Below are 20,466 nucleotides of genomic sequence, written 5' to 3'. Positions count from 1 at the left end.
TTTCAACAGCATGGGGCAGTCTCCGGGTCAGGGTTGCGCGGCAAGTTTTGCAGCGCTGGGCAAGGTGAAGCCGGTGGCGAAGGTCGGTGCCACTTCAAGGCGTTCGGCCATCAGGCCGTGGGTGTGATAGAAATCAGCCGTGTCCTGCTGCTGGGCGACGGTCTGCGGGTCGATCACCTGCCAGCGCAACTGGCGCCGCTCGAATTGCAGGCGCGCAGCGTCTTCGGGGAAGCCGATGATCGCCGCCAGGGTTTTCGAGTAGCTGTCCAGGTGCTGGTTGGCCCAGACTTGCGCGCCGGCCAGGCGGTTGAGGTAATCCTGCAGCGCCGCACGCCGGGCGCTGTCATTCAGCGCGCTGTCGGTGGCGGCCAGAAAACTGTTGCCGCTGGACAGCCCTCGTCCATTGACCAGCACCCTGCCCTGCCCGCTCAGCTCGGCCAGCGCGGTGTAGGGTTCCCAGGTGGACCAGGCGTCGACCGAACCGTTGGCCAGGGCAATCTTGGCATCGACCGGGCCGAGAAAACGAAAATCGACGTCCTTTTCGCTCAGGCCCACCTGGTCCAGCGCCTTGAGCGCCAGGTGATGGCCGATGGAGCCACGGCCAGTGGCAATGCGTTTGCCCTTGAGGTCCACCGCAGTGCGCAGCGCAGCGTCCGGGCGCACCAGCAACGCGGTGCCGTACGGGTCGGACTTGTCCACGGCAATCGCCTTGACCGGCGCCCCCGACGCCAGCACGAACAACAACGGCGCATCGCCAATGATGCCGGCATCGATGGCCCCGGCGTTCAGCGCTTCGGCCAAGGGCGCGGCTGCCGGGAACTCGGCCCAGCGAATGTCATAGGGCAGATCGCGCAGTGCGTCGGCGGCCTCAAGCTGGGCGCGCATGTTGCCCTTCTGATCGCCGATACGCAGGGTCAGGCGCTCACTGGCGGTGGCCTGGCTGGCCAGCAGCACCGCTGCGGCAAGGGTCAGCAACTTCGAACGAATGGACATGGCACTCCTCAGGGTCAGAGCAGACGGCTCGATGCGGCCTGTGAAGTGACTGTAACGACAAGATCTGAATAAACTAAATTGATTTTAGGAATAACCTAATATGCATTTTGCAGAACAAACCGCGCGTGCTAAGCAACTGCTATAGCATTACCCGTCTACACGATTATGCTAGTGGCTTATTTTTCCCGTTCTGTCCTGCGAGCGCCGAATATGAAAATCGATGACATGGACGCCTTCGTGGCGGTCATTCGTTGCCAGTCGACCAACCTGGCTGCCGAGGCCTTGCAACTCACGCAGCCGGCCATTACCCGCCGGGTGCAGAACTTCGAGGAAGACCTCGGCGCTACCCTGCTCGACCGCAACACCAAGCCGCTCAAGCCCACGCCCATGGGCTTGCGGGTGTACGAGCAGTGCAAGGCGATCCTGCGCGAGATCGACTCATTGCGTGAACTGGTAGCCAATGACGGCGCGCCGTCGGGCACCCTGCGCCTGGGCGTGCCGCAGACCTTGGGCGATGTGGTGTTGCTCGATGCACTGGCGAAAATCCGCGAGGCCTACCCGCCGCTGCGCACGCAGGTCACCAGCGGCTGGGGCAGCACCCTGATTGCGCGCATGGAAAACGGCGAGCTGGACGCGGCGGCGGCGTTGTTCCCACCGGGCAAGATATTCCCCGAAGGTATCGCCAGCCAGTCGATCGCGCGTATGCCGCTGAAGGTAGTGGCAGCCAAGGGCAGTGCCGGCAAACGCAGCTACAAGCTCAGGGACTGTTATACCCGCGGCTGGGTGCTCAACCCCGACGGGTGCGGGTTCCGCGCGGGGCTGCAACGGGCGTTGAGCGAACAGGGGTTGAGTTTGTCGATCAATCTGGAAACGTTCGGGACCGAGTTGCAGCTAGGGTTGGTGGCCAATGGTCAGGGGCTGGGGCTGGTGCCGGAACCGCTGTTGCTCGCCAGCCGACACCGTGATGAGCTTGAGGTGCTGAATGTTACCGACTTCAAGCCGCTGGTGGATTTGTGGCTGTTTCATCCGCGGTATCTGGGTAATTTGCAAGGGCCGGTGGAGTTGTTTGGTGAGGTGGCCGGGGGGCGGTTGTTGGGGTAAGAGTGAGTTTTGGGGGAGGCTGCCAATGTTCGCCGAGGGACTTCCAGCGCCTGTGAGATCGAGCGCCGCCCGCGCGGCGCATCGCAGGCTGGCGCCAGCTCCCACATCTGTTTCGGGCCAGTTATGCCTGTGAAAGCATCGGCGCCTGCCTTGGTGCCTGTCTTGAGTCATATGGAGCTGCCTTGGCGCACACGCTGAAACCGCGCCTTGCCAACAAGGCGGACCAGGCAATGGCACAGGACAGACTGGCCCGAAACAAATGTGGGAGCTGGCGCCAGCCTGCGATGCGCCGCGCGGGCGGCGCTCGATCGGATAGGCGCCACAACTCTTTCGGCAAACACCTGGCAGCCCTGACACCCCTCTAAATGCATATTTCGCATAAAACAAAAACCAGTAAATTCTAAAAACAAATAATTAGCTTAGAACCAAAAAGACTTTTACAGCCTTCATTCATACGAATACGGTCTTAACAAACCTACCGTCATTCAGGGATGAACCCCTCATGAGTCACCCTTCCGACAGCGCCCTGGCCGAGCTGACCCAGGCCCTGGGGGCCAACGCCGAGCGCTACGACCGCAGCGCGCAGTTCCCCAAAGACAACTTCGACCTGCTGCATCGCCATGGCCTGCTCGCCCTGACCGTACCCCGCACCTTGGGCGGCGGCGGCGCCGACCTGGCTGGCGCACGCCGGGTGATCAGCGCGGTGGCCAAGGGGGACCCCGCCACCGCGCTGATTCTGGTGATGCAGTACCTGCAACACTTTCGCCTGCAAGATGAAGCACGCTGGCCCGAACACCTGCGCCAGCGCGTGGCCCGCGATGCGGTGCAGCACGGCGCACTGATCAACGCCCTGCGCGTGGAACCAGCCCTTGGCACGCCAGCCCGTGGCGGCTTGCCGGCCACCGTCGCGCGGCGCACGGCCGAGGGCTGGCGGCTTAGCGGCAGCAAGATCTACTCCACCGGCAGCCACGGCCTGAGCTGGTACCTGGTGTGGGGTCGCAGCGATGACAGCGACCCGCTGGTAGGCGGCTTTCTAGTGCACCGCGATACCCCCGGCATCACCATCGTCGAGGACTGGGACCACCTTGGCATGCGCGCAACATGCAGCCACGAAGTGCGCTTCGATGACGTGTTGATCCCCCTCGACCACGCCGTCAGCGTCAGCCCCGCCAGCGCCCCAAAGGCGGAACTTGACGGTGAAAGCCTGCTGTGGATGGCCGTGCTGCTGCCGGCGGTCTACGACGGCGTGGCCCGCGCCGCACGCGACTGGCTGGCCGGGTTTCTAAACCAGCGCGCGCCGTCCAACCTCGGCGCGCCGTTGGCTACCCTGCCGCGTTTTCAAGAGGTGCTTGGGCGCATCGACACCCTGTTGTTCGCCAACCAGAGCCTGCTGGACTCCGCAGGCTCCGGGCACATCGACCCGCGCCATGCCGGGCAGGTCAAGCACTTGGTCAGCGCCAACGCCATCCAGGCAGTGCAGCTGGCAGTAGAGGCGGCGGGCAACCCCGGCCTGTCACGGCGCAATCCGCTGGAGCGGCATTACCGCGACGTGCTCTGCAGCCGCATTCACACCCCACAGGACGACGTGGTGTTCAGCCAGGTCGGGCGCACCGCTCTTGCCGAGGTAACCCCATGAGCCATGCAATCATCGCCAGCCAGCTTGATGCCCAGGCCAACCAGGTGCTGCGCGAGCAACTGGCCGACCACGAAGTGATCGATATCGCCCCCAGCCAGTTGGCCATCGAGGTGCCCGCCGATGTGCTGCTCCTGCGCCCGGTCAACATTCGCGGCCAGCGCGTCGACAGCCCGCCTGCCGGCTGGCCGTGGAACTTGAAGTGGGTGCAGTTGGTGTCCTCTGGCATCGATTTCTACCCCGACTGGGTATTCAACGGCCCGCAGGTCACCAGCGGCAAAGGCGCCAACGCCGAACAGGTAGCCGAGTTCGCCTTGGCCCTGATGTTCGCGGCAGCCAAGCAATTACCGGGGCTTTGGGTGAAGGATGCAGACTGGCGCCTGACCCCGCTTGCGCAAGTAAGGGGCCGCACCTTAGGGGTTCTGGGCTTTGGCAGCATCGGCCAGAGCCTGGCGCGCAAGGCCGTGGCGCTGGGCATGCACGTGCTGGCGCTGAGCCGCCCAGGCCAGGCCATCGCCGAGGTGCCCGGCGTGCAGCGCGTCGACAGCCTGCAACAACTGTTCGCCGGCAGTGACCACCTGGTGCTCGCCGCCCCGCTCACCGCCGCCACCCGCGGCCTGATCAACCGTCAGGTGTTGGCCCACGCCCGCCCGGGGCTGCACCTGATCAACATCGCCCGGGGCGGGTTGCTTGACCAACAAGCCCTGCTCGATGCCCTGGACAGCGGCCTGATCGGCCGCGCCAGCCTGGATGTCACCGAGCCTGAGCCGCTGCCTGCCGGGCACCCGTTGTACCACCACCCGCGGGTGTTCCTGTCGCCGCACACCTCGGCCATTTCCGAAGACGGCTACCCGGCCTTGCTCGACGCCTTCATCGCCAACTTCCACCGCTACCGCGAGCAGGCGCCACTGGCCAACCTGGTCGATACCGCACGCGGCTACTGATTACCGGAGAACACACCATGACCTCATTGTCTGCCGTCACCACCAGCACCCCGAGCGTGCGCCAACGGGTCAGCGCCGAAGAATGGGAGGTGCGGGTCAAGCTCGCCGCGGCCTACCGCCTGGCCGCGCTGTTTCGCTGGACCGACCACATCTACACGCACTTTTCGGCGCGAGTGCCGGGCCCTGATGAGCATTTCCTGATCAACGCCTTCGGCCTGTTGTTCGATGAAATCACCGCCTCCAACCTGGTCAAGGTTGACGTCGACGGCACCCTCATCGACGACCCGCTGGGGCTGGGCATCAACCAGGCCGGCTACGTCATCCACAGCGCCATCCACGCCGCTCGCCCCGACCTCAAGGCCGTGCTGCATACCCACACCCGCGACGGCGCGGCGGTCTCGGCCCAGCGTGATGGGCTGCTGCCGATTTCCCAGCACAGCCTGGCCTACTACAGCCGCGTGGCGTACCACGACTACGAAGGCGTGGCGCTGGACCTGGACGAGCAGCAACGGCTGGTGGCCAACCTGGGCCAGAGCAACATCCTGATTCTGCGCAACCATGGCCTGCTGACCGGCGGCATCAGCGTCGAGCATGCGTTCCGCGAGCTGCACGGGCTGGAGCGCGCCTGCAACATCCAGGTGGCGGCGCAGGCGGGCGGCAATGACCAGTTGCTGCACGCATCGCCGGCTGCGATTGCCAAGGTGCATGAGCAGTCCAAGCGGTTTTCCGATGGCAAGGGTGAAGGCATCCAGCGCCACTGGGAAGCACTGATTCGCCAGTTGGACCGGGAGGGGCGGGATTACCAAGACTGATTGCAAGGTAGCGGTTGCCAATCGCGGGGCAAGCCCGCTCCTACAGAGTGCATGAATGCTGCCTTTGTGGAAGTGGGCATGCCCCGCGATTGGCCGCAAAGCGGCCCCGAAGGGCTTGATTGACTGCCATTACGGCAAGCCCACCCCCATCGCCTGGTTTTCGAAGGACCCACCCCATGCCCTCACTGCACCGCCTGTTCGCCATCGGCGCCCTCGCCTTGGCGCTCAATGCCTGCTCGCCGGCAGACAACAACGCCGCCAGCAAAACCCTGAATATCGCCTTCTGGGGCGACAATACCACGCTGGTCAGCGTCGACCCGTTCCAGGTCTACTGGCTCGAACACCGCGTCTTGCTGCGCAACGTCGCCGAATCGCTCACCGACCAGGACCCGCAGACCGGCCGCATCATCCCGTGGCTGGCGAAAAGCTGGGAGGTGGGCAGCGATGCGCTGAGCTACACCTTCCACTTGCGCCAGGACGTCACCTTCAGCAACGGCGAACGCTTCGATGCCCACGCCGTCAAGGCCGCCTTCGATAGCAACAAGGCGTTTGCCACGCAGTTGCCGGCCACCTTCGGCGCCACTTACCTGGCCGGCTACGACCACGCCGAGGTGGTCGACGATTTCACCGTGCGCCTGGTGCTGGCGCGGCCTAACGCCGGCTTCCTGCAAGCCACCTCCACCACCAACCTGGCGATCCTCGCGCCAGCCTCCTACAAGCTAAGCGCCCAGGAGCGCTCGCAGGGCAAGATCATCGGCACCGGCCCGTTCGTGCTGGAACACTACACCCCCGAAGTGGGCGCACGGCTGGTCAAGCGCGCCGACTACGCCTGGGCCTCGGCCAACGTCAGCAACAAGGGCGCGGCGCACCTGGACGCGGTAGAAATCAGCTACATCCCCGAAGAAAGCGTGCGCAATGGCCTGTTTTTGCAAGGCAAGGCCGATATCCTGTGGCCGCGCAACCCGTTCTCCGAGGTTGACCTCAAATTGTTCCAGAGCAAAGGCGCGACCATCCAGAGCCGGTCGCTGCCGGGGCCTGCGCTCAACCTGTACCCCAACACCCGCAACAACCGCCTGCTCGGCGACCGCCAGGTGCGCCTGGCGCTGCAAAAGGCCATCGACCGCACCAGCTACGCGCACACCGTGTACAACGCCGAGTTCCCGGTGGTCAGCGGCGTGTACGACGTGACCACGCCGTATTTCAAGGCGCAGGCCGACAAGCTTGCCTACGACCCCAAAGGCGCCGAACAGCTGCTCGAAGCTGCTGGTTGGCACAAGGGCGCCGACGGCTACCGGCACAAGGACGGCCAGCGCCTGACCTTGCGCTACAACCTCACCCCGGCCGAAAGCGCAGGCGATGTGCTGGTGCAGGACCAACTGCGCAAAGTCGGCATCGACCTGAAGCTGAACGTACTGACCCGCGCCGAATGGGTCGCCGGCAACGCCTCGGGCAACTACGACCTGACCTCCACCTACATGACCCGCGCCGATCCGATCATCCTGCAGACCATCCTCGACCCGCGCGCCGCCAACAGTGCCACCCTGGCCACCAACAGCTACGAGCCGCAGACCTTGCCCAAGGTGCAGGCGCTGTTCGACAGCGGCATCACTGCCACTGCCGACCCGCAGCGCGCTGCCGCCTACGGCCAGTTGCAGGACCTGCTGGTCGATGAAGCAGCGGCATTCCCGCTGTACGAACGGGTGTGGCAGGCGGCGACCGCGCCACGGGTCAAGGACTTCCGCTGGACCGCCGAGGGCTTTGCCTTCCTCAGTGACATTCAGGTCGGGCAGCCATGAAACGCTACCTGATTGGCCGGGTCGGCCAGGCGCTGCTGGTGTTGTGGGGCGCTTATACCATCACCTATTTCATCCTCTACCTGCTGCCCGGCGACACCCTGGCGATCATGCTCAGCGCCTCAGGCATGGAAGCCGACGGCCTGTCGCCTGAAGACCTGGCCAAGGCCCGTGCCTATTACGGCCTGGACCGTGGCCTGTTCGAGCAGTATTTCGACCTGCTGTGGCGCGCCGTGCACGGCGACCTTGGCCAGTCGCTGTCGCTGGGCCGGCCAGTCACCGCGCTGCTGGCCGAGCGCCTGCCGCAAACCCTGGCGCTGGCGGGGCTTGCCATCGTGCTTTCGCTTTTGGGCGGGGTGGGCCTTGCCTACCTCACCGCCTACCTGCAATGGCGTCCGTTGAAAACCGCCCTCACCCGCTTGCCATCACTGGGCTTTTCGGTGCCGGTGTTCTGGATGGGGCTGCTGCTGATTCAGGTGTTCGCGTTTGGCCTTGGCTGGTTTCCGGCCACCGGCAGCCAAGGCTTTGCCAGCCTGGTATTGCCAGCCGTGACCCTTGCGATCCCCAGCGCTGCGGTGTATGCCCAGGTGCTGCAACGCGGTTTCCAGGGCGTGTGGCAGGAGCCTTACATCGCCACCGCCTTCGCCAAGGGGCTTAGCCGCGCACAGGTGCAGGCCCGCCACGGCCTGCGCAACGCGGCGCTGCCGCTGCTGACGCTGATCGGCCTGCAGGTCGGCAATACCGTATCCGGCGCGGTGCTGGTCGAGACCATCTTCTCGCGCAATGGCGTGGGCCGCCTGGCCCAGGAAGCGGTGCTGCGCCAGGACATCCCGGTGGTGCTGGCGGTGGTTGCCGTATCAGCCGCCGCCTTTGTGCTGGTGAACCTGATCGTCGATTTGCTTTACCCGTGGCTTGATCCACGCATCGCCCATACCGCCAAGGTGAGCTGAGATGACCACTGATATCCGCCTATACACAGCCGGCGACGCCGCACCTGTGCCCGCCTGGAAACGCCGCACCCGCTGGCAGCGCCTGCAACAGGCAGTGGCCCCACTACTGCGCCGCCCAGGCTTCAGCCTGGCGCTGCTGGTGGTGCTGTTCGCCCTGCTGGCGGCGCTGGCTCCCCACTGGCTGAGCAGCTTCGCCCCCTACGCCACCTCGCCCGCCGACAAGCTCAGCGCCCCAAGCGCTGTGCACTGGTTCGGCACCGACGAACTGGGCCGTGACCTGTACACCCGCGTGGTCTACGGCGCACGCCTGTCAGTACAGGCCGCGCTGCTGGCGGTGGCCATCGCCCTGCTGGGCGGTCTTGGCATTGGCGTGCTGGCAGGGTTTGCCGGCGGGCGCCTGGATGCAGCGCTGATGCGCCTGGTCGACGTACTGCTGGCTTTGCCCGGCCTGCTGCTGGCGCTGGCCATCGTTACCGCCATCGGCTTTGGCACGGTGCCGGTGGCGATTGCCGTGGGCGTCGGCATCATCCCAGGCTTTGCCCGCACCACCCGTGCCGAGGTGTTGCGCATCAAGACCCTGCCGTATGTAGAGGCAGCGCGCCTGGGCGGTGCAAGCTGGCTACGCACGCTGCTGCGCCATGTTCTACCTAACGCCTGGGGGCCGGTGGCGGTGCTGGCCACGCTGGACTTCGGGGCGGCCATTCTGGCTACAGCAGGCTTGAGCTTTCTCGGTTTTGGCGCCGCACCACCGGCGGCGGAATGGGGCACGCTGATCGCCAGCGGCCGGCACTTTCTGATCACCGCCCCCTGGGTATCGCTGCTGCCGGGCTTGTTCGTGGTCGCAGTGGTGTTCAGCCTCAACCACCTGGCGCGCAGCGCCGAGGAGCATGCCCGATGAGCCAGCCCCCTTTGATCGAGGTCCGCGACCTCAGTGTCAGCTACCGTTTTGCCGGGCAGCAGACCCAGGCCATTCGCGGCCTTTCCTTCAGCCTGCAGCAGGGCGAAACCCTGGCGATTGTCGGCGAGTCCGGTTCGGGCAAATCGACCTTGGCCAATGCCCTGCTTGGGCTGCTGCCGGGCAACGCGCATATCGACCAGGGCGAGCTGCGGGTCGCCGGTGTCGATGTGGCCAAGGCCGGCGAGCGTGCCCGGCGTGCGCTACGCGGGCGCACCGTGGCGCTTGTGCCGCAGGACCCGATGGTCAGCCTCAACCCGACCTTGCGTGTCGGCCAGCAGATCGCCGAAGCGCTGCAACTCGCCCATCGCCGGCGCTACCCGGCGCTGGACAGCGAGGTGCTGGAGCTGCTCGCCCAGGTGGGCCTGGACGAGCCAGCACTGCGTGCCCGCCAATACCCCCACGAGCTGTCCGGTGGCATGCGCCAGCGGGTGTTGATCGCCATCGCCCTGGCCGGCGACCCGCGCCTGATCATCGCCGACGAGCCCACCAGCGCATTAGATGTGACAGTCCAGCGGCGCATCCTTGACCACTTGCAGCGGCTGGTGGCCGAGCGTGGCATTTCGTTGCTGATCATCACTCACGACCTGGGCATGGCCTGCGACCGCGCCGACCGCCTGCTGGTGATGAAACACGGCGAGTTGGTCGAGCATGCTTCGCCACGCCAGGTGCTGTGGGGCTCACAGCAGCCGTACACGCGTGACCTGCTCAACGCGGCGCCTGCCTTCGTGCCTCGGCGCCGGCCCGGCCCGCCAGCCGGCCAGGCGCCGTTGCTGCGCCTGAGCAACGTCGGCAAGCGCTTTGCGCTGCCTGGCCAGGCAGCGCCGTTTACCGCACTGCACGATTTGAGCCTTGACGTGTACGCCGGGCAAACGCTGGCCATTGTCGGTGAGTCGGGCTCGGGCAAAAGCACGGCGCTGCGCATTGCCCTGGGGCTGGAAGCGCCCAGCGAGGGCCGGGTTGAGTTTGCCGGCGAAGATGTTACCGGTTACAGCTGGAGGGCCTTCAGGCCGCTGCGCCGGCGTATCCAGCTGGTGCAGCAGAACCCGTTCGCTGCCCTCGACCCGCGCTTTACCGTGTTCGACAGCATTGTCGAGCCGCTGGTGTCGTTTGGGCTGCTCAAGGGCGAGGCGCTGGAACAGAAGGCCCGCGATCTGATAAGCCGGGTGCAGTTGCCGGTGCAGTTTCTCGACCGCCTGCCCAAGGAATTATCCGGTGGCCAGCGCCAGCGCGTGGCGATTGCCCGCGCGCTGGCGCTGGAGCCTGAGGTATTGCTGCTCGACGAGCCGGTGAGTGCGCTGGATGTATCGGTGCAAGCGCAGATTCTGGCGCTGCTCGAAGCGCTGCAGCGCGACCTGGGTATTGCCTATGTGCTGGTGTCACATGATTTGGCGGTAGTGGCGAGCATGGCGGACCAGGTGCTGGTGCTGCGGCGCGGCGAAGTGGTGGAGCAAGGGGCGGCGCTGCAGGTGTTGTCGCAGCCGCAGAGTAGCTACACCCGCGAGCTGATTGCGGCGATACCGGGGTATTCGCGCAGTGTGTTGCCGGTGGCGGTTTAGGTCGCCTGGGCTGGCAACCCTCAGACTCAGAGGGCCTCATGCGTGGGAGATTGCGTGGTTTCAGGCAAGCAACTATTTGATGGTGTAGGAGCGGCCTTGTGTCGCGAAAGGGGTGCGAAGCGCCCCCAGCACACGTGCATCAAGCTGAAATCGCCGGGACCGCTTTGCGACCCTTTCGCGACACAAGGCCGCTCCTACAGAACGACAGCACACAATTGGACATATTATAAAAATATCTTTATCAGTTATTCGCATAATTAGCTTAGAACCACAAAGCCTTTCACAACCCCCTCCCCTACACGCTAACGTCCCTTCCACCAGTCCGACCCCACGCCCGGCGGAGGCCTTAACTATCCGAATGCAAAGGTACTCCCATGAGCAAACGACAGATCAAACTCGGCGCAATGATTCACGGCGTTGGCCACGGCTGGGGCGAGTGGCGTCACCCTGATGCGCTGGCCGATGCCAGCGTCAATTTCGGCTTCTACAAGCAGCAGGCGCAACTGGCCGAAGCCGGTAAATTCGACTTCGCCTTCATCGCCGACAGCCTGCACATCCACGCCCGCTCAAGCCCCCACTACCTCAACCGCTTTGAACCATTGACCATCCTTTCGGCGCTGGCGGCCGTCACCGAGCACATCGGCCTGGTGGCCACCGTCACCGTCAGCTACACCGAGCCGTTCCAGGTGGCGCGCCAGTTTGCCTCGCTGGACCTGCTCAGCGGCGGGCGCGCTGGCTGGAACGTGGTCACCTCGTGGCTGTCGGGCACTGCCGACAACTTCGGCAAGGCCGAGCACCCGCCGCATGCGGTGCGCTATCGCATTGCCCGCGAACACGTCGAGGTGGTCAAGGGGCTGTGGGACTCGTGGGAAGACGATGCCTTTACCCGCAACAAGCAAACCGGCGAATACTTCGCCCCGGACAAGCTGCATACCCTTGGCCACCAGGGGGAGTTCTTCAAGGTCAAAGGGCCGCTGAACATCCAGCGATCGCCCCAGGGCCAGCCACTGATCTTTCAGGCCGGGGTGTCCGACGACGGGCGCAATTTTGCCGCGCAAAACGCCGATGCCATTTTTGTCAGCCCCGAGTCGTTCAGTGACGCACGCAGCTACTACCAGGACCTCAAGCAACGCGCCGCCCGCCATGGCCGTAACCCCGAGCAGTTGTTCATCCTGCCCGGCATTCGGCCCATCGTCGGGCGCGATGAAGCAGAGGTTGAGCGCCGCTACCAGCAAGCCGTCGAGCTGGTGAGCATCGAAGACGCCATCGTCGCCCTCGGCCGGCCCTTCAATGACTACGACTTCAGCCAGCATGACCTGGACGCGCCCTTCCCCGACCTCGGCAGCCTGGGCGACAACAGCCACAAGGGTACCGCCGACCAGCTCAAACTGCTGGCCCGCGAGGAACAACTGACCCTGCGCGAACTGGCGCTGCGTTTCTCGCGGCCACGGCGCGACTTCACCGGCACCCCTGAGCAGGTTGCCAATGCTGTGCAGGACTGGTTCGAAAACGGCGCCGCCGACGGTTTCATCATCAACCAGTTGCTGCCTGACGGCTTGCAGTACTTCACCGAACTGGTGGTGCCGCTGCTGCAGGCGCGGGGGCTGGTGCGCCGCGAATACACAGGCTCGACACTGCGGGACAACTTCGGCCTGGCCGTGCCCACCAACCGCAATACCCTGCGCCGCAGCCAGGGCGCGGTGGCTTGAGACCACAGGCTTCGCCGCACACCACAGAAAAGGAGTTTTGTTGCATGCCCCTCGAATTCATCGGCCTTATCGGCCCCCAGGAAGCCAGCGAATCCCAGGCCCCACGCGGCCCGCAGGTAGACCTGCCGTTCATCAAGGCATTCGCCCAGGCGCAAGAGTACGGCGGCTTCGACAAAGCGCTGCTGGCGGTTAACACCAGCGCACCGGACTCGTTGATACTGGCCACCTATGTGGCCGCGCTGACCGAGCGCATCGGCCTGTTGGTGGCGCACCGCCCAGGCTTTCAGGCACCCACCTTCGCTGCCCGCCAGTTTGCCACCCTCGACCAGCTCAGTGGCGGCCGTGCTTCGATCAACGTGATCACCGGCGGCGACAGTGGCGACCTGCAACGTGACGGCGACTTCCTGGACAAGGACGCCCGCTATGCGCGCACCGACGAATACCTGCAAGTGCTGCGCAACACCTGGACCCAGACTGAACCCTTCGACCACCACGGCGCGCACTACCAGGTTGAAGACAACCTGACGCTGGTGAAGCCGGTGGGCCATTTGCCGATCTATTTTTCTGGCGCATCGCCCGCGGCGGTGGAAGTCGCGGCCAAGCATGCAGACGTGTACATGATGTGGGGTGAGCCGCTTGAGCAGGTGCGTGAGCGCATTGCCCAGGTACGCAAGGCGGCAGCCCGCTACGGGCGAGAAAAGCACATCCGTTTCAGCCTGTCTCTGCGGCCGATTCTGGGCGCGACCGAGGAGCAGGCCTGGGACCGCGCCGAGCGCATTCTGGAGGATGCCAAGCAGCGCATCGGCATCCGTCAGGGCAACCGCCGGGAGAAGAACTTCGGCAAGAGCAACATCGGCTCGCAAAGGCTGGTGGAACTGGCCGGGCAGCGCAAGGTGCATGACACCCGGTTGTGGACCGAAATTGCAGCGCTGGGCGGTGGTGCCGGCAACTCCACCTCGCTGGTGGGGACCGCAGAGCAAGTGGCGCAGGCTGCACTGGCGTATTACGAGCTGGGGGTGAGTACGTTCTTGTTCCGCGGGTTCGATCAGTTGCGCGATGCGGTGGAGTATGGGCAGGAGTTGATACCGCGGATTCGCCAGTTGGTGGCGCAGCGGGACGGAGTTGGAGGGCAGAAAAGGGCTTGAAAGGACATTCGCCTCAGGGCCTCGAGGTGCCTGCCGAGGAGGCTTGAATACTTTTCAGATCGAGCGCCGCCTGCGCGGCGCATCGCGGGGCAAGCCCGCTCCCACAGGCCCGCGTCAGCTGCGACATTGGTGGCTGGTCCGATTTCTGTAGGAGCTGGCGACAGCCTGCGATGCGCCGCGCGGGCGGCGCTCGATCTCATAGGCGCTGAAACTCTCTCGGCGGCCACCGGTACGCCTCACCACCAAGCCCAGCATAAAATAGATTTAACGCATCAAATCAAACAATAAAAATCAGAAAATTACATAATTACCTTAGATCAAAAAATCCTTTCACAACCCTCATAAAGATCATTAAGTTCTGTAAACCGACCCCGACCTGGCGGAGGCAAATGGATGTGCGCCTCCCGCCATCGTTCCCCGCACGGGAACGTCTGCCCTGTGGCGCACCTTCCGCTTAAGACACCGAACGGAGAGCGCAACATGGGATTGTCCCGTAGAGACCTGATCGCCCGCATGGCTGCCATCGGCGGCTACTCGGCAGCACTCGGCGCGCTGGGGCAGAACGCCCTGGCGGCCACTTTCGAACCCCTGCAACTGGCCGCCAACGGCGGCAACGGCAAACGCGTAGTGATTGTCGGTGCCGGTATTTCCGGGCTGGTCTCAGCCTACGAACTGCGCAAGGCCGGCTTTTCGGTCACCGTTCTTGAAGCCCGTGACCGCGTCGGTGGACGGGTCTGGACCCTGCGCAAGGGCGACCGTATCGAACTCAACGACGGCACCTCGCAAACCGTAGAGTTTGACCAAGGGCAGTTCTTCAATGCCGGCGCCGCCCGCCTGCCCAGCCACCACCTGACCATCCTCGGCTACTGCCGCGAACTGGGCGTCGAGTTGCAGGTGCTGGTCAACAGCAGCCGCAACGCCCTCGCCCAGCCCGACCTGGCACGCCCGCCACTGCTGCTGCGCCAGGCAGTCAACGACACCCGTGGCCACTTCAGCGAACTGCTGGCACGCAGCGTCAAGCGCAACAGCCTGGATGCCGAACTGGACGGCGGCCAGCGCAAGGCGCTACTGGACTTCCTCAAGGTCTACGGCGACCTCGACACCGAGCAGCAATACCGCGGCTCGGTGCGCGCCGGCTACACCCGCTTCGCCGGCGCCGGCGACCAGACCCCGGTGCAACGCCAGCCGGTGCCGCTTGAGCAATTGCTCGATAGCAACCTGCTGCTGCCGCTGGTGTTCGACGAAACCCCCGAATTTTCCTCGACCATGTTCCAGCCGGTGGGCGGCATGGACCAGATCCCCAAGGCCTTCTACCGCCAGGTCAAGGACAGCGTGCGCCTGGGCGCCGAGGTACTGGGCATCGAGACCGGCGACAACGCAAGCAAGGTGGTGTGGCGGGATCGCAAGACCGGTCAGCAGCATGTCGAGCATGCCGACTACGCCATCGTCACCCTGCCCTTGCCACTGCTGGCCCGGCTGCCGAACAACTTCAGCGCAGCGTTCAAGCAGGCCATCGGCAGCGCCGAAGGCGACAAGGCCAACAAGGTGGCCTGGCAGTCGCCGCGCTTCTGGGAGACCGACTACCAGATCTACGGCGGCCTCAGCTACATCAACCACGAGGCGCGCACGCTGTGGTACCCCAGCGACCGCCTGAACAGCGCCGAAGGGGTGCTGGTTGCCACCTACAACACCGGCGCCGTGGCCCAGCAGTTCGCTGAAAAATCACTGCCGGCGCAGATCGCCTCGTCACGCCAGGCGGTGGAATCGCTGCACCCAGGCCACAGCCACAAGCTGGGCCGGCCACTGGTGGTGAACTGGTCGAAAGTGCCCTTCAGCAAAGCGCCGTGGATCGTCCACGACGAGGTCGCCCAACCCGGTTACGACCTGCTCAACCAGCCCCAGGGCCGGACCTGGCTGGCCAGTGATGCACTCGCCCATGGCGGGGTCGGCATCTGGCAGAACAGCGCCGCTGAATCCGCGCGCCGGGTTGTCGGCCTGATCGCCCAACACGCTACCCAGGCCATCCGCGCCGCCTGACCCTCAAGGAAACCACCCCATGCCTCGTCTTCTTCTGCTCGCCGGAGTTCTCATGTCGCTGACCCTCAATGCCCAGGCCGACAGCATCAAACGTGTTGCCCCTCCTGGCTCGAACTTCCCGATTTCGCAACTGGTGACAGTGCCGGCCGGTGCGCAACTGACGTTTGTCAGCGGCACCCTGCCCGATGTCGCGGACAGCACCGCCCCTAAGGGCAGCATCGCCGCCTTGGGCAATACCGAAACCCAGACCCGTTCGGTGCTGAAAAAGCTGCGCACGGCCCTGCAAAGCCAAGGCCTGGACCTGGGCGACATTGTGCAACTGCGGGTGTTTCTGGTCGGCGACCCAGCCAACGGCGGCGCCCTGGATTTTGCCGGGCTGCAAACGGCCTACACCGAGTTTTTCGCCACCGCCGAACAGCCGCGCACGCCGACCCGCACCGCCCTTCAGGTGGTCGCGCTGCCGCTGCCGGGGGCACTTGTGGAAATCGACGCTATCGCGGCCAAGGCGCCCTGAGCGCGCCAACCCGCCAGACAAGGAACTGCGTGCATGAAGTCAGCTTTTACCACTGCCTCGTTACTCCCCGTAGCCTTCGCTGCCGGGCTGCATACCACCCCGGCCAGCGCCGACGAACCTGCCGCCCAGGCCTTGGGCACGGTCATCGTCACCGGCAACCGCGGTAGCGAAAAACGGACCGTGACCTCAAGCCCGGTGCCGATCGATGTGATCAGCGCCAGGCAGTTGCAGGAAACCGGCAAGCCCGGCCTGATGGAAGCCCTGAGCGCCACCGTACCCTCGCTGACCCTGCCGGAGAAAACCGGCTGGGACGCCAGCGGCATGGCCCGCGCACCTAACCTGCGTGGGCTCAACGCAGCCCAGGTGCTGGTACTGGTGAACGGCAAACGCCGCCACACCAGCGCCACCCTGAACATCAGCGGCATCAATGCCGGCGCTGCGCCCAGTGACTTGGACCTGATCCCGATCAGCGCCATCGACCACGTCGAGGTGCTGCGCGACGGCGCGGCCGCGCAATATGGCTCGGACGCCATTGCCGGGGTGATCAACGTAATCCTCAAGGCCGACACCAGCGGCACCGCCGTATCCACGGTCGGCCAAGGCTACGACGGCAAGAAACAGACCGTGCAGCAAAGCCTGAACAAAGGCTTCGAGATTGGCCACGACGGCATTGTGCAACTGGCACTCGATGCCCGCAGCCAGAACGACGATAACAAGGCCAGCGCCAACGGCTACAGCCAGGCCGAAGCGCTGGACCACGCCGGCAAGGTCACCTACGGCGGCTACGGCACGCCGAAGATCAACCTGCTGACCTTGGGTTACAACGCCGAGCTGCCGCTTGAAAATGACCTGACGCTGTACTCGTTCAGCACCTGGTCATACCGCAAGGCCGAACAGGGCCAGAACTACCGCCTGCCGACCATCGTCAACACCGTCCCCACCGGCCCTAACGGCCGCCCGGCTGGCTACACGCCGACCTGGTACATCGAGGAGTACGACTACCAGGCCGCTTTCGGCGCCAAGGGCCTGGTGGGCGAATGGGACTGGGACCTGTCCAGTACCTACGGGCGCAACCAGGCCGAACAAGGCACCTGGAACAACCAGAACCCATCGTTGGGCGAAGCCACGCCCAACCACTTCGAATCTGGCACCTGGGTCAGCTCGCAGTTGACCAGCAACCTCGATCTGCGGCGCAGCTTCGAGGTGGGACTGGCCAAGCCGCTGGACTTTTCCTGGGGCCTGGAGCAGCGCCGCGATACCTATCAGGTGCAAGCCGGCGACTGGGCCAGTTGGGCCGATGGCGGCTACTGCGCCGGGCCAGGCAACTGCGCATCGTCCGGCGCGCAGGTGACCAATGGCATCTCCCCGGCCGAGGCCACCAGCGCCAGCCGCAACAGCTACGCAGGCTACGTCGACGTCGGCTTCAACCCGCTGCCGCAGTGGTATTGGGGCGCGGCGCTGCGCTACGAGCACTACGACCGAGGCATTGGCGCCACCCGCAGTGGCAAGCTGACCACGCGCTATGAATTCACCCCGCAACTGGCGGTGCGCGCCACGGTAAGCAACGGGTTCCGTGCGCCTTCGCTGGCCAACAGCCTGTTCAGCGCGCGCTCGACCACTTATGGGGTGGTCAATGGCGTGTATCAGTCGATCAACTACGGCGTGCTGCCGGTGGACTCGGCGGCTGCCCAAGCGCTGGGCGCCGAGTCGCTCAAGCCTGAGAAGTCGACCAATTACAGCCTGGGGCTGACCTGGCAGGCCTCGGAGCGCCTGGCGTTTACCGCCGATGCGTACCTGATCAATGTGCGCGACCGCATTACCCTAACCGGCACACTGCTGGGGCCGGAGGTCACCGCAGCGTTGCTGGCCAACGGCATCGACTCGACGTCGGGCGGGCAGTACTTCACCAATGGCGCCGACACGCGGACCAAGGGCCTGGACCTGGTGAGCAGTTACGACCAGGACCTGGGCGGCGCCGGCTCCGTGAAATGGACGGCGGCCTTCAACTGGAACAAGACCGAGATCCTCGACTACAAGGAGAGCGTGAACATTCTGGGCACGCCGTATCAGTTGATGGACCGCCAGGCGCGTAACCTGCTGACCGAAGTGCAGCCGCACACCAAGCTGATACTGGGTGGCAACTGGCGGCTGGACCGTTACCGGGTCAACCTGGGCTTGACCCGCTATGGGTCATGGCGCGAGGTCAACGCGGCCAATGACCGGAGCCTGGACCGGGAGTACAAGGCGCGCTGGATCACCGACCTGGATGTGGGCTACCAGTTGACCAAGGACCTGGAGCTGGCGGTCGGGGCGCGCAATCTGTTCGATGTCTACCCCGAGCGGCAGGCACCCACCAGCAAGACCATGGTCAAGGGGTACGGGGTGTATTCACCGTATGGCTTTACCGGTGGGTATTACTTCGGGCGGCTGACCTACAACTTCTGAGGCTGGGTGCATCAGCGCTTCATGCAGCGCTGATAGCGCTCGTCGACCCGCCCGGCAAACCAGGCCGTGGTCAGCTTACGGGTAATCTTCGGGCTTTTAAGTTCGATGCCCGGCAGCACCGCCCGGGGCAGGGCCTTGCCGGCCTTGGCCTCGGCCAGGCGGAACACGCCCTGGTAAAGGTCGGTTTGCTCAAGGTCGAGGCTGCTCTCCTGCTCCAGTTGCGCGCGAATCTGCGGGTTGCGCAGGCCCAGTTTCGGCCCCAGCATGCGCGCGGCCGTTTCGGTCTTGCCGGGCATTACCGCGCCTGGCGCGATCAGGTCGCCATCCAGCGCCAACGACGCGCCCGTGGCACGGCTCAGGGCAGCCTGAAACGCGGCGTTGCGGCTGGCGTACCAGCCAGCATTGAAGTCGGCGAAGCGGTACAGCGGGCGCTCATAGTGCGTGGGGTAGCCGAGCAGGTGATAGATGCCGTAGTACATGCCGCCACGGCGGCTGAACACTTCGTCGCGCACCGTGCCCTGATGGTCATAGGGGTAGCCCCTGGCGTGCTGCTCGGAAAACTCGATGCTGACCTGCATCGGCCCGCCAGTGTGGACCGGGTTGAGCCCGCCCAGCAGGGAGCGGCCCAGCGGTACCCGGCCAATCACTTCGTCATAAAGCTCGCTGAGCTGCTTTTCGCTGCGCACTGCCTGCAAGCGCTGCTGGTAGGTCTTGCCATTGCTCGACGGCGTTTGCAGGGCACCGTCGACCAGCAGCTTGGGGATGTGCACGCGTGCGGCACGGCGGTCGATTTCTTCGCGGGCGATACGGCCCAGGTTGGGCACTTGCGGGTCGGCGTTGAACGTCGACTCCTGCTCGGTCACCGCAAGCACCGCGCACAGGTTGCTTTTGTTCGGCGCAATATCCTGGGCCTGGAACGCCACCTGGATATCTTCAGCCCAACCCTCACGGTCCTTGACCTGTGCCGGCAACAGGCGCAGCAACTGCGCGCGGACCTTGGCGGGGTCAGTATCGGCTGCTTGCTCGCCCTGCCCCGCACAGCCTTGCAACAACCCAAGGATCGCCGCCGCCATTGCCGCATACCGCACCTTCATCATGCTCATCCTCTGCCTTGATCAGACAGAGCCTAGCGGCAGTGGGCGCAGGCTTCAATCAGTTGCAGGTCGGCTTGGTCAACCCCGTGCCAATGGTCACGGCGCTGGCCTTCACTTTGGCGAACGCCTGCAATGCTTGGGCATCGAAGCTGCGTTCGCAGTTGAACTTCGTCTCAGACACGAAGTCTTCGCCCTTCGCTTGGGTCATCGCCTGTGCCCAGCGATCAGAGGCCTGGATAGCGGCGTCATCGACCAGCACAACCTCCAGCAGTACCTCTTTGTAGTCCGCTGCATGCGGGCCTTGCCAATACGCGTAAACGGACGGGTCGGCCGCGTTGCCACACATCTGCAGGCAGTCGGCGTAGAACTCAAGCCCGCCACCGGTGGACTCGCCGAGTGCACCAACGGTCAATGGCTGGCCGGCCTTCGGCCCGAAATCCCCGACAAAGCTTTGCAGGTCGGCCTTGCACGTGGGCGACAGCTCCAGGCGCAATGCCGTGACTGTGCCGCCCGCTGCGGTAGCGGTGATAGTGCAGCCTTGGACCTTGTAGGAGTGGTCATCGCCGAGGCTGGTACGCGCAATACCGGCTACCGACTCGAAGTAACGCAGGTTGGCGCCGAGCATTTCACCGTTGAACACATCGGCAAGCTTTGCAGGTGCGGCAAAGGCCTGTGGAACAGCGGCGCAGAAGGACATGGCGGCGATCAGCATGAGACGGGTTTTCATTGCAACTTCCTGTAGGCAGTAAGAAATCCGCCTGCACTTTAGAGCACCACGTAGC

Annotated in this window: 16 protein-coding genes; 13 read left to right on the top strand and 3 right to left on the bottom strand. The window is 64.7% G+C overall.

The window, feature by feature from the left end:
* Positions 1–27: 27 nt before the first annotated feature.
* Positions 28–993, bottom strand: a complete 966-nt coding sequence (locus tag HU719_RS21455; protein WP_186534502.1) for an ABC transporter substrate-binding protein — start codon at positions 991–993, stop codon at positions 28–30.
* 210 nt (positions 994–1,203) lie between these two features.
* Between HU719_RS21455 and HU719_RS21450 the strand changes: the two genes are divergently transcribed.
* From HU719_RS21450 to HU719_RS21390, 13 genes are all read left to right on the top strand, one after another.
* Complete coding sequence (locus HU719_RS21450; RefSeq protein ID WP_186516613.1) at positions 1,204–2,094, top strand: LysR family transcriptional regulator; 891 nt, start codon at positions 1,204–1,206, stop codon at positions 2,092–2,094.
* 502 nt (positions 2,095–2,596) lie between these two features.
* Positions 2,597–3,730 carry an acyl-CoA dehydrogenase family protein gene (locus HU719_RS21445; RefSeq protein WP_186516614.1) on the top strand — a complete coding sequence of 378 codons (1,134 nt, stop codon included), beginning with the start codon at positions 2,597–2,599 and terminating at the stop codon, positions 3,728–3,730.
* A complete protein-coding gene (locus HU719_RS21440; protein WP_186534501.1) occupies positions 3,727–4,671 on the top strand; it encodes a D-isomer specific 2-hydroxyacid dehydrogenase family protein in 945 nt (314 codons plus the stop codon). The genes HU719_RS21445 and HU719_RS21440 overlap by 4 nt, the downstream gene beginning before the upstream one ends.
* Positions 4,672–4,688: 17 nt before the next feature.
* Positions 4,689–5,483 (top strand): class II aldolase/adducin family protein, encoded by a 795-nt coding sequence (locus tag HU719_RS21435; RefSeq protein WP_186534500.1) that lies wholly within the window; start codon positions 4,689–4,691, stop codon positions 5,481–5,483.
* Positions 5,484–5,659: 176 nt separating this feature from the next.
* Positions 5,660–7,279 (top strand): ABC transporter substrate-binding protein, encoded by a 1,620-nt coding sequence (locus HU719_RS21430; RefSeq protein ID WP_186516620.1) that lies wholly within the window; start codon positions 5,660–5,662, stop codon positions 7,277–7,279.
* Positions 7,276–8,226, top strand: coding sequence for an ABC transporter permease (locus HU719_RS21425; RefSeq protein ID WP_186516622.1), 951 nt, complete (start codon positions 7,276–7,278; stop codon positions 8,224–8,226). The genes HU719_RS21430 and HU719_RS21425 overlap by 4 nt, the downstream gene beginning before the upstream one ends.
* A 1-nt stretch (position 8,227) precedes the next feature.
* Positions 8,228–9,124, top strand: coding sequence for an ABC transporter permease (locus HU719_RS21420; protein ID WP_186534499.1), 897 nt, complete (start codon positions 8,228–8,230; stop codon positions 9,122–9,124).
* Positions 9,121–10,740: a dipeptide ABC transporter ATP-binding protein gene (locus tag HU719_RS21415; protein WP_186534498.1), complete on the top strand. Its 1,620-nt coding sequence runs from the start codon at positions 9,121–9,123 to the stop codon at positions 10,738–10,740. The genes HU719_RS21420 and HU719_RS21415 overlap by 4 nt, the downstream gene beginning before the upstream one ends.
* 374 nt (positions 10,741–11,114) lie before the next feature.
* On the top strand, positions 11,115–12,449 hold the full coding sequence (locus HU719_RS21410) for an LLM class flavin-dependent oxidoreductase (RefSeq protein WP_186534497.1): 1,335 nt from the start codon (positions 11,115–11,117) through the stop codon (positions 12,447–12,449).
* A gap of 44 nt (positions 12,450–12,493) precedes the next feature.
* Positions 12,494–13,594 (top strand): LLM class flavin-dependent oxidoreductase, encoded by a 1,101-nt coding sequence (locus HU719_RS21405; RefSeq protein ID WP_186534496.1) that lies wholly within the window; start codon positions 12,494–12,496, stop codon positions 13,592–13,594.
* 480 nt (positions 13,595–14,074) lie between these two features.
* Positions 14,075–15,631, top strand: a complete 1,557-nt coding sequence (locus tag HU719_RS21400; protein WP_186534495.1) for an NAD(P)/FAD-dependent oxidoreductase — start codon at positions 14,075–14,077, stop codon at positions 15,629–15,631.
* A gap of 19 nt (positions 15,632–15,650) precedes the next feature.
* Positions 15,651–16,145, top strand: a complete 495-nt coding sequence (locus HU719_RS21395; RefSeq protein ID WP_186516628.1) for a RidA family protein — start codon at positions 15,651–15,653, stop codon at positions 16,143–16,145.
* Between the two features lie 33 nt (positions 16,146–16,178).
* A complete protein-coding gene (locus HU719_RS21390; protein WP_186534494.1) occupies positions 16,179–18,590 on the top strand; it encodes a TonB-dependent receptor plug domain-containing protein in 2,412 nt (803 codons plus the stop codon).
* Positions 18,591–18,601: 11 nt separating this feature from the next.
* Here the strand turns inward: HU719_RS21390 and HU719_RS21385 are convergent, their stop codons facing one another.
* Complete coding sequence (locus HU719_RS21385) at positions 18,602–19,687, bottom strand: DUF1615 domain-containing protein (protein ID WP_424802665.1); 1,086 nt, start codon at positions 19,685–19,687, stop codon at positions 18,602–18,604.
* A gap of 55 nt (positions 19,688–19,742) precedes the next feature.
* Positions 19,743–20,411 (bottom strand): hypothetical protein, encoded by a 669-nt coding sequence (locus tag HU719_RS21380; protein WP_186534493.1) that lies wholly within the window; start codon positions 20,409–20,411, stop codon positions 19,743–19,745.
* Positions 20,412–20,466: the final 55 nt, after the last annotated feature.

Origin of the sequence: Pseudomonas farsensis (assembly GCF_014268805.2) — a bacterium.
GTDB lineage: Bacteria > Pseudomonadota > Gammaproteobacteria > Pseudomonadales > Pseudomonadaceae > Aquipseudomonas > Aquipseudomonas farsensis.
The sequence above is the reverse complement of the archived record's forward strand: the minus strand, read 5'-3'. Positions and strand labels throughout refer to the sequence as shown.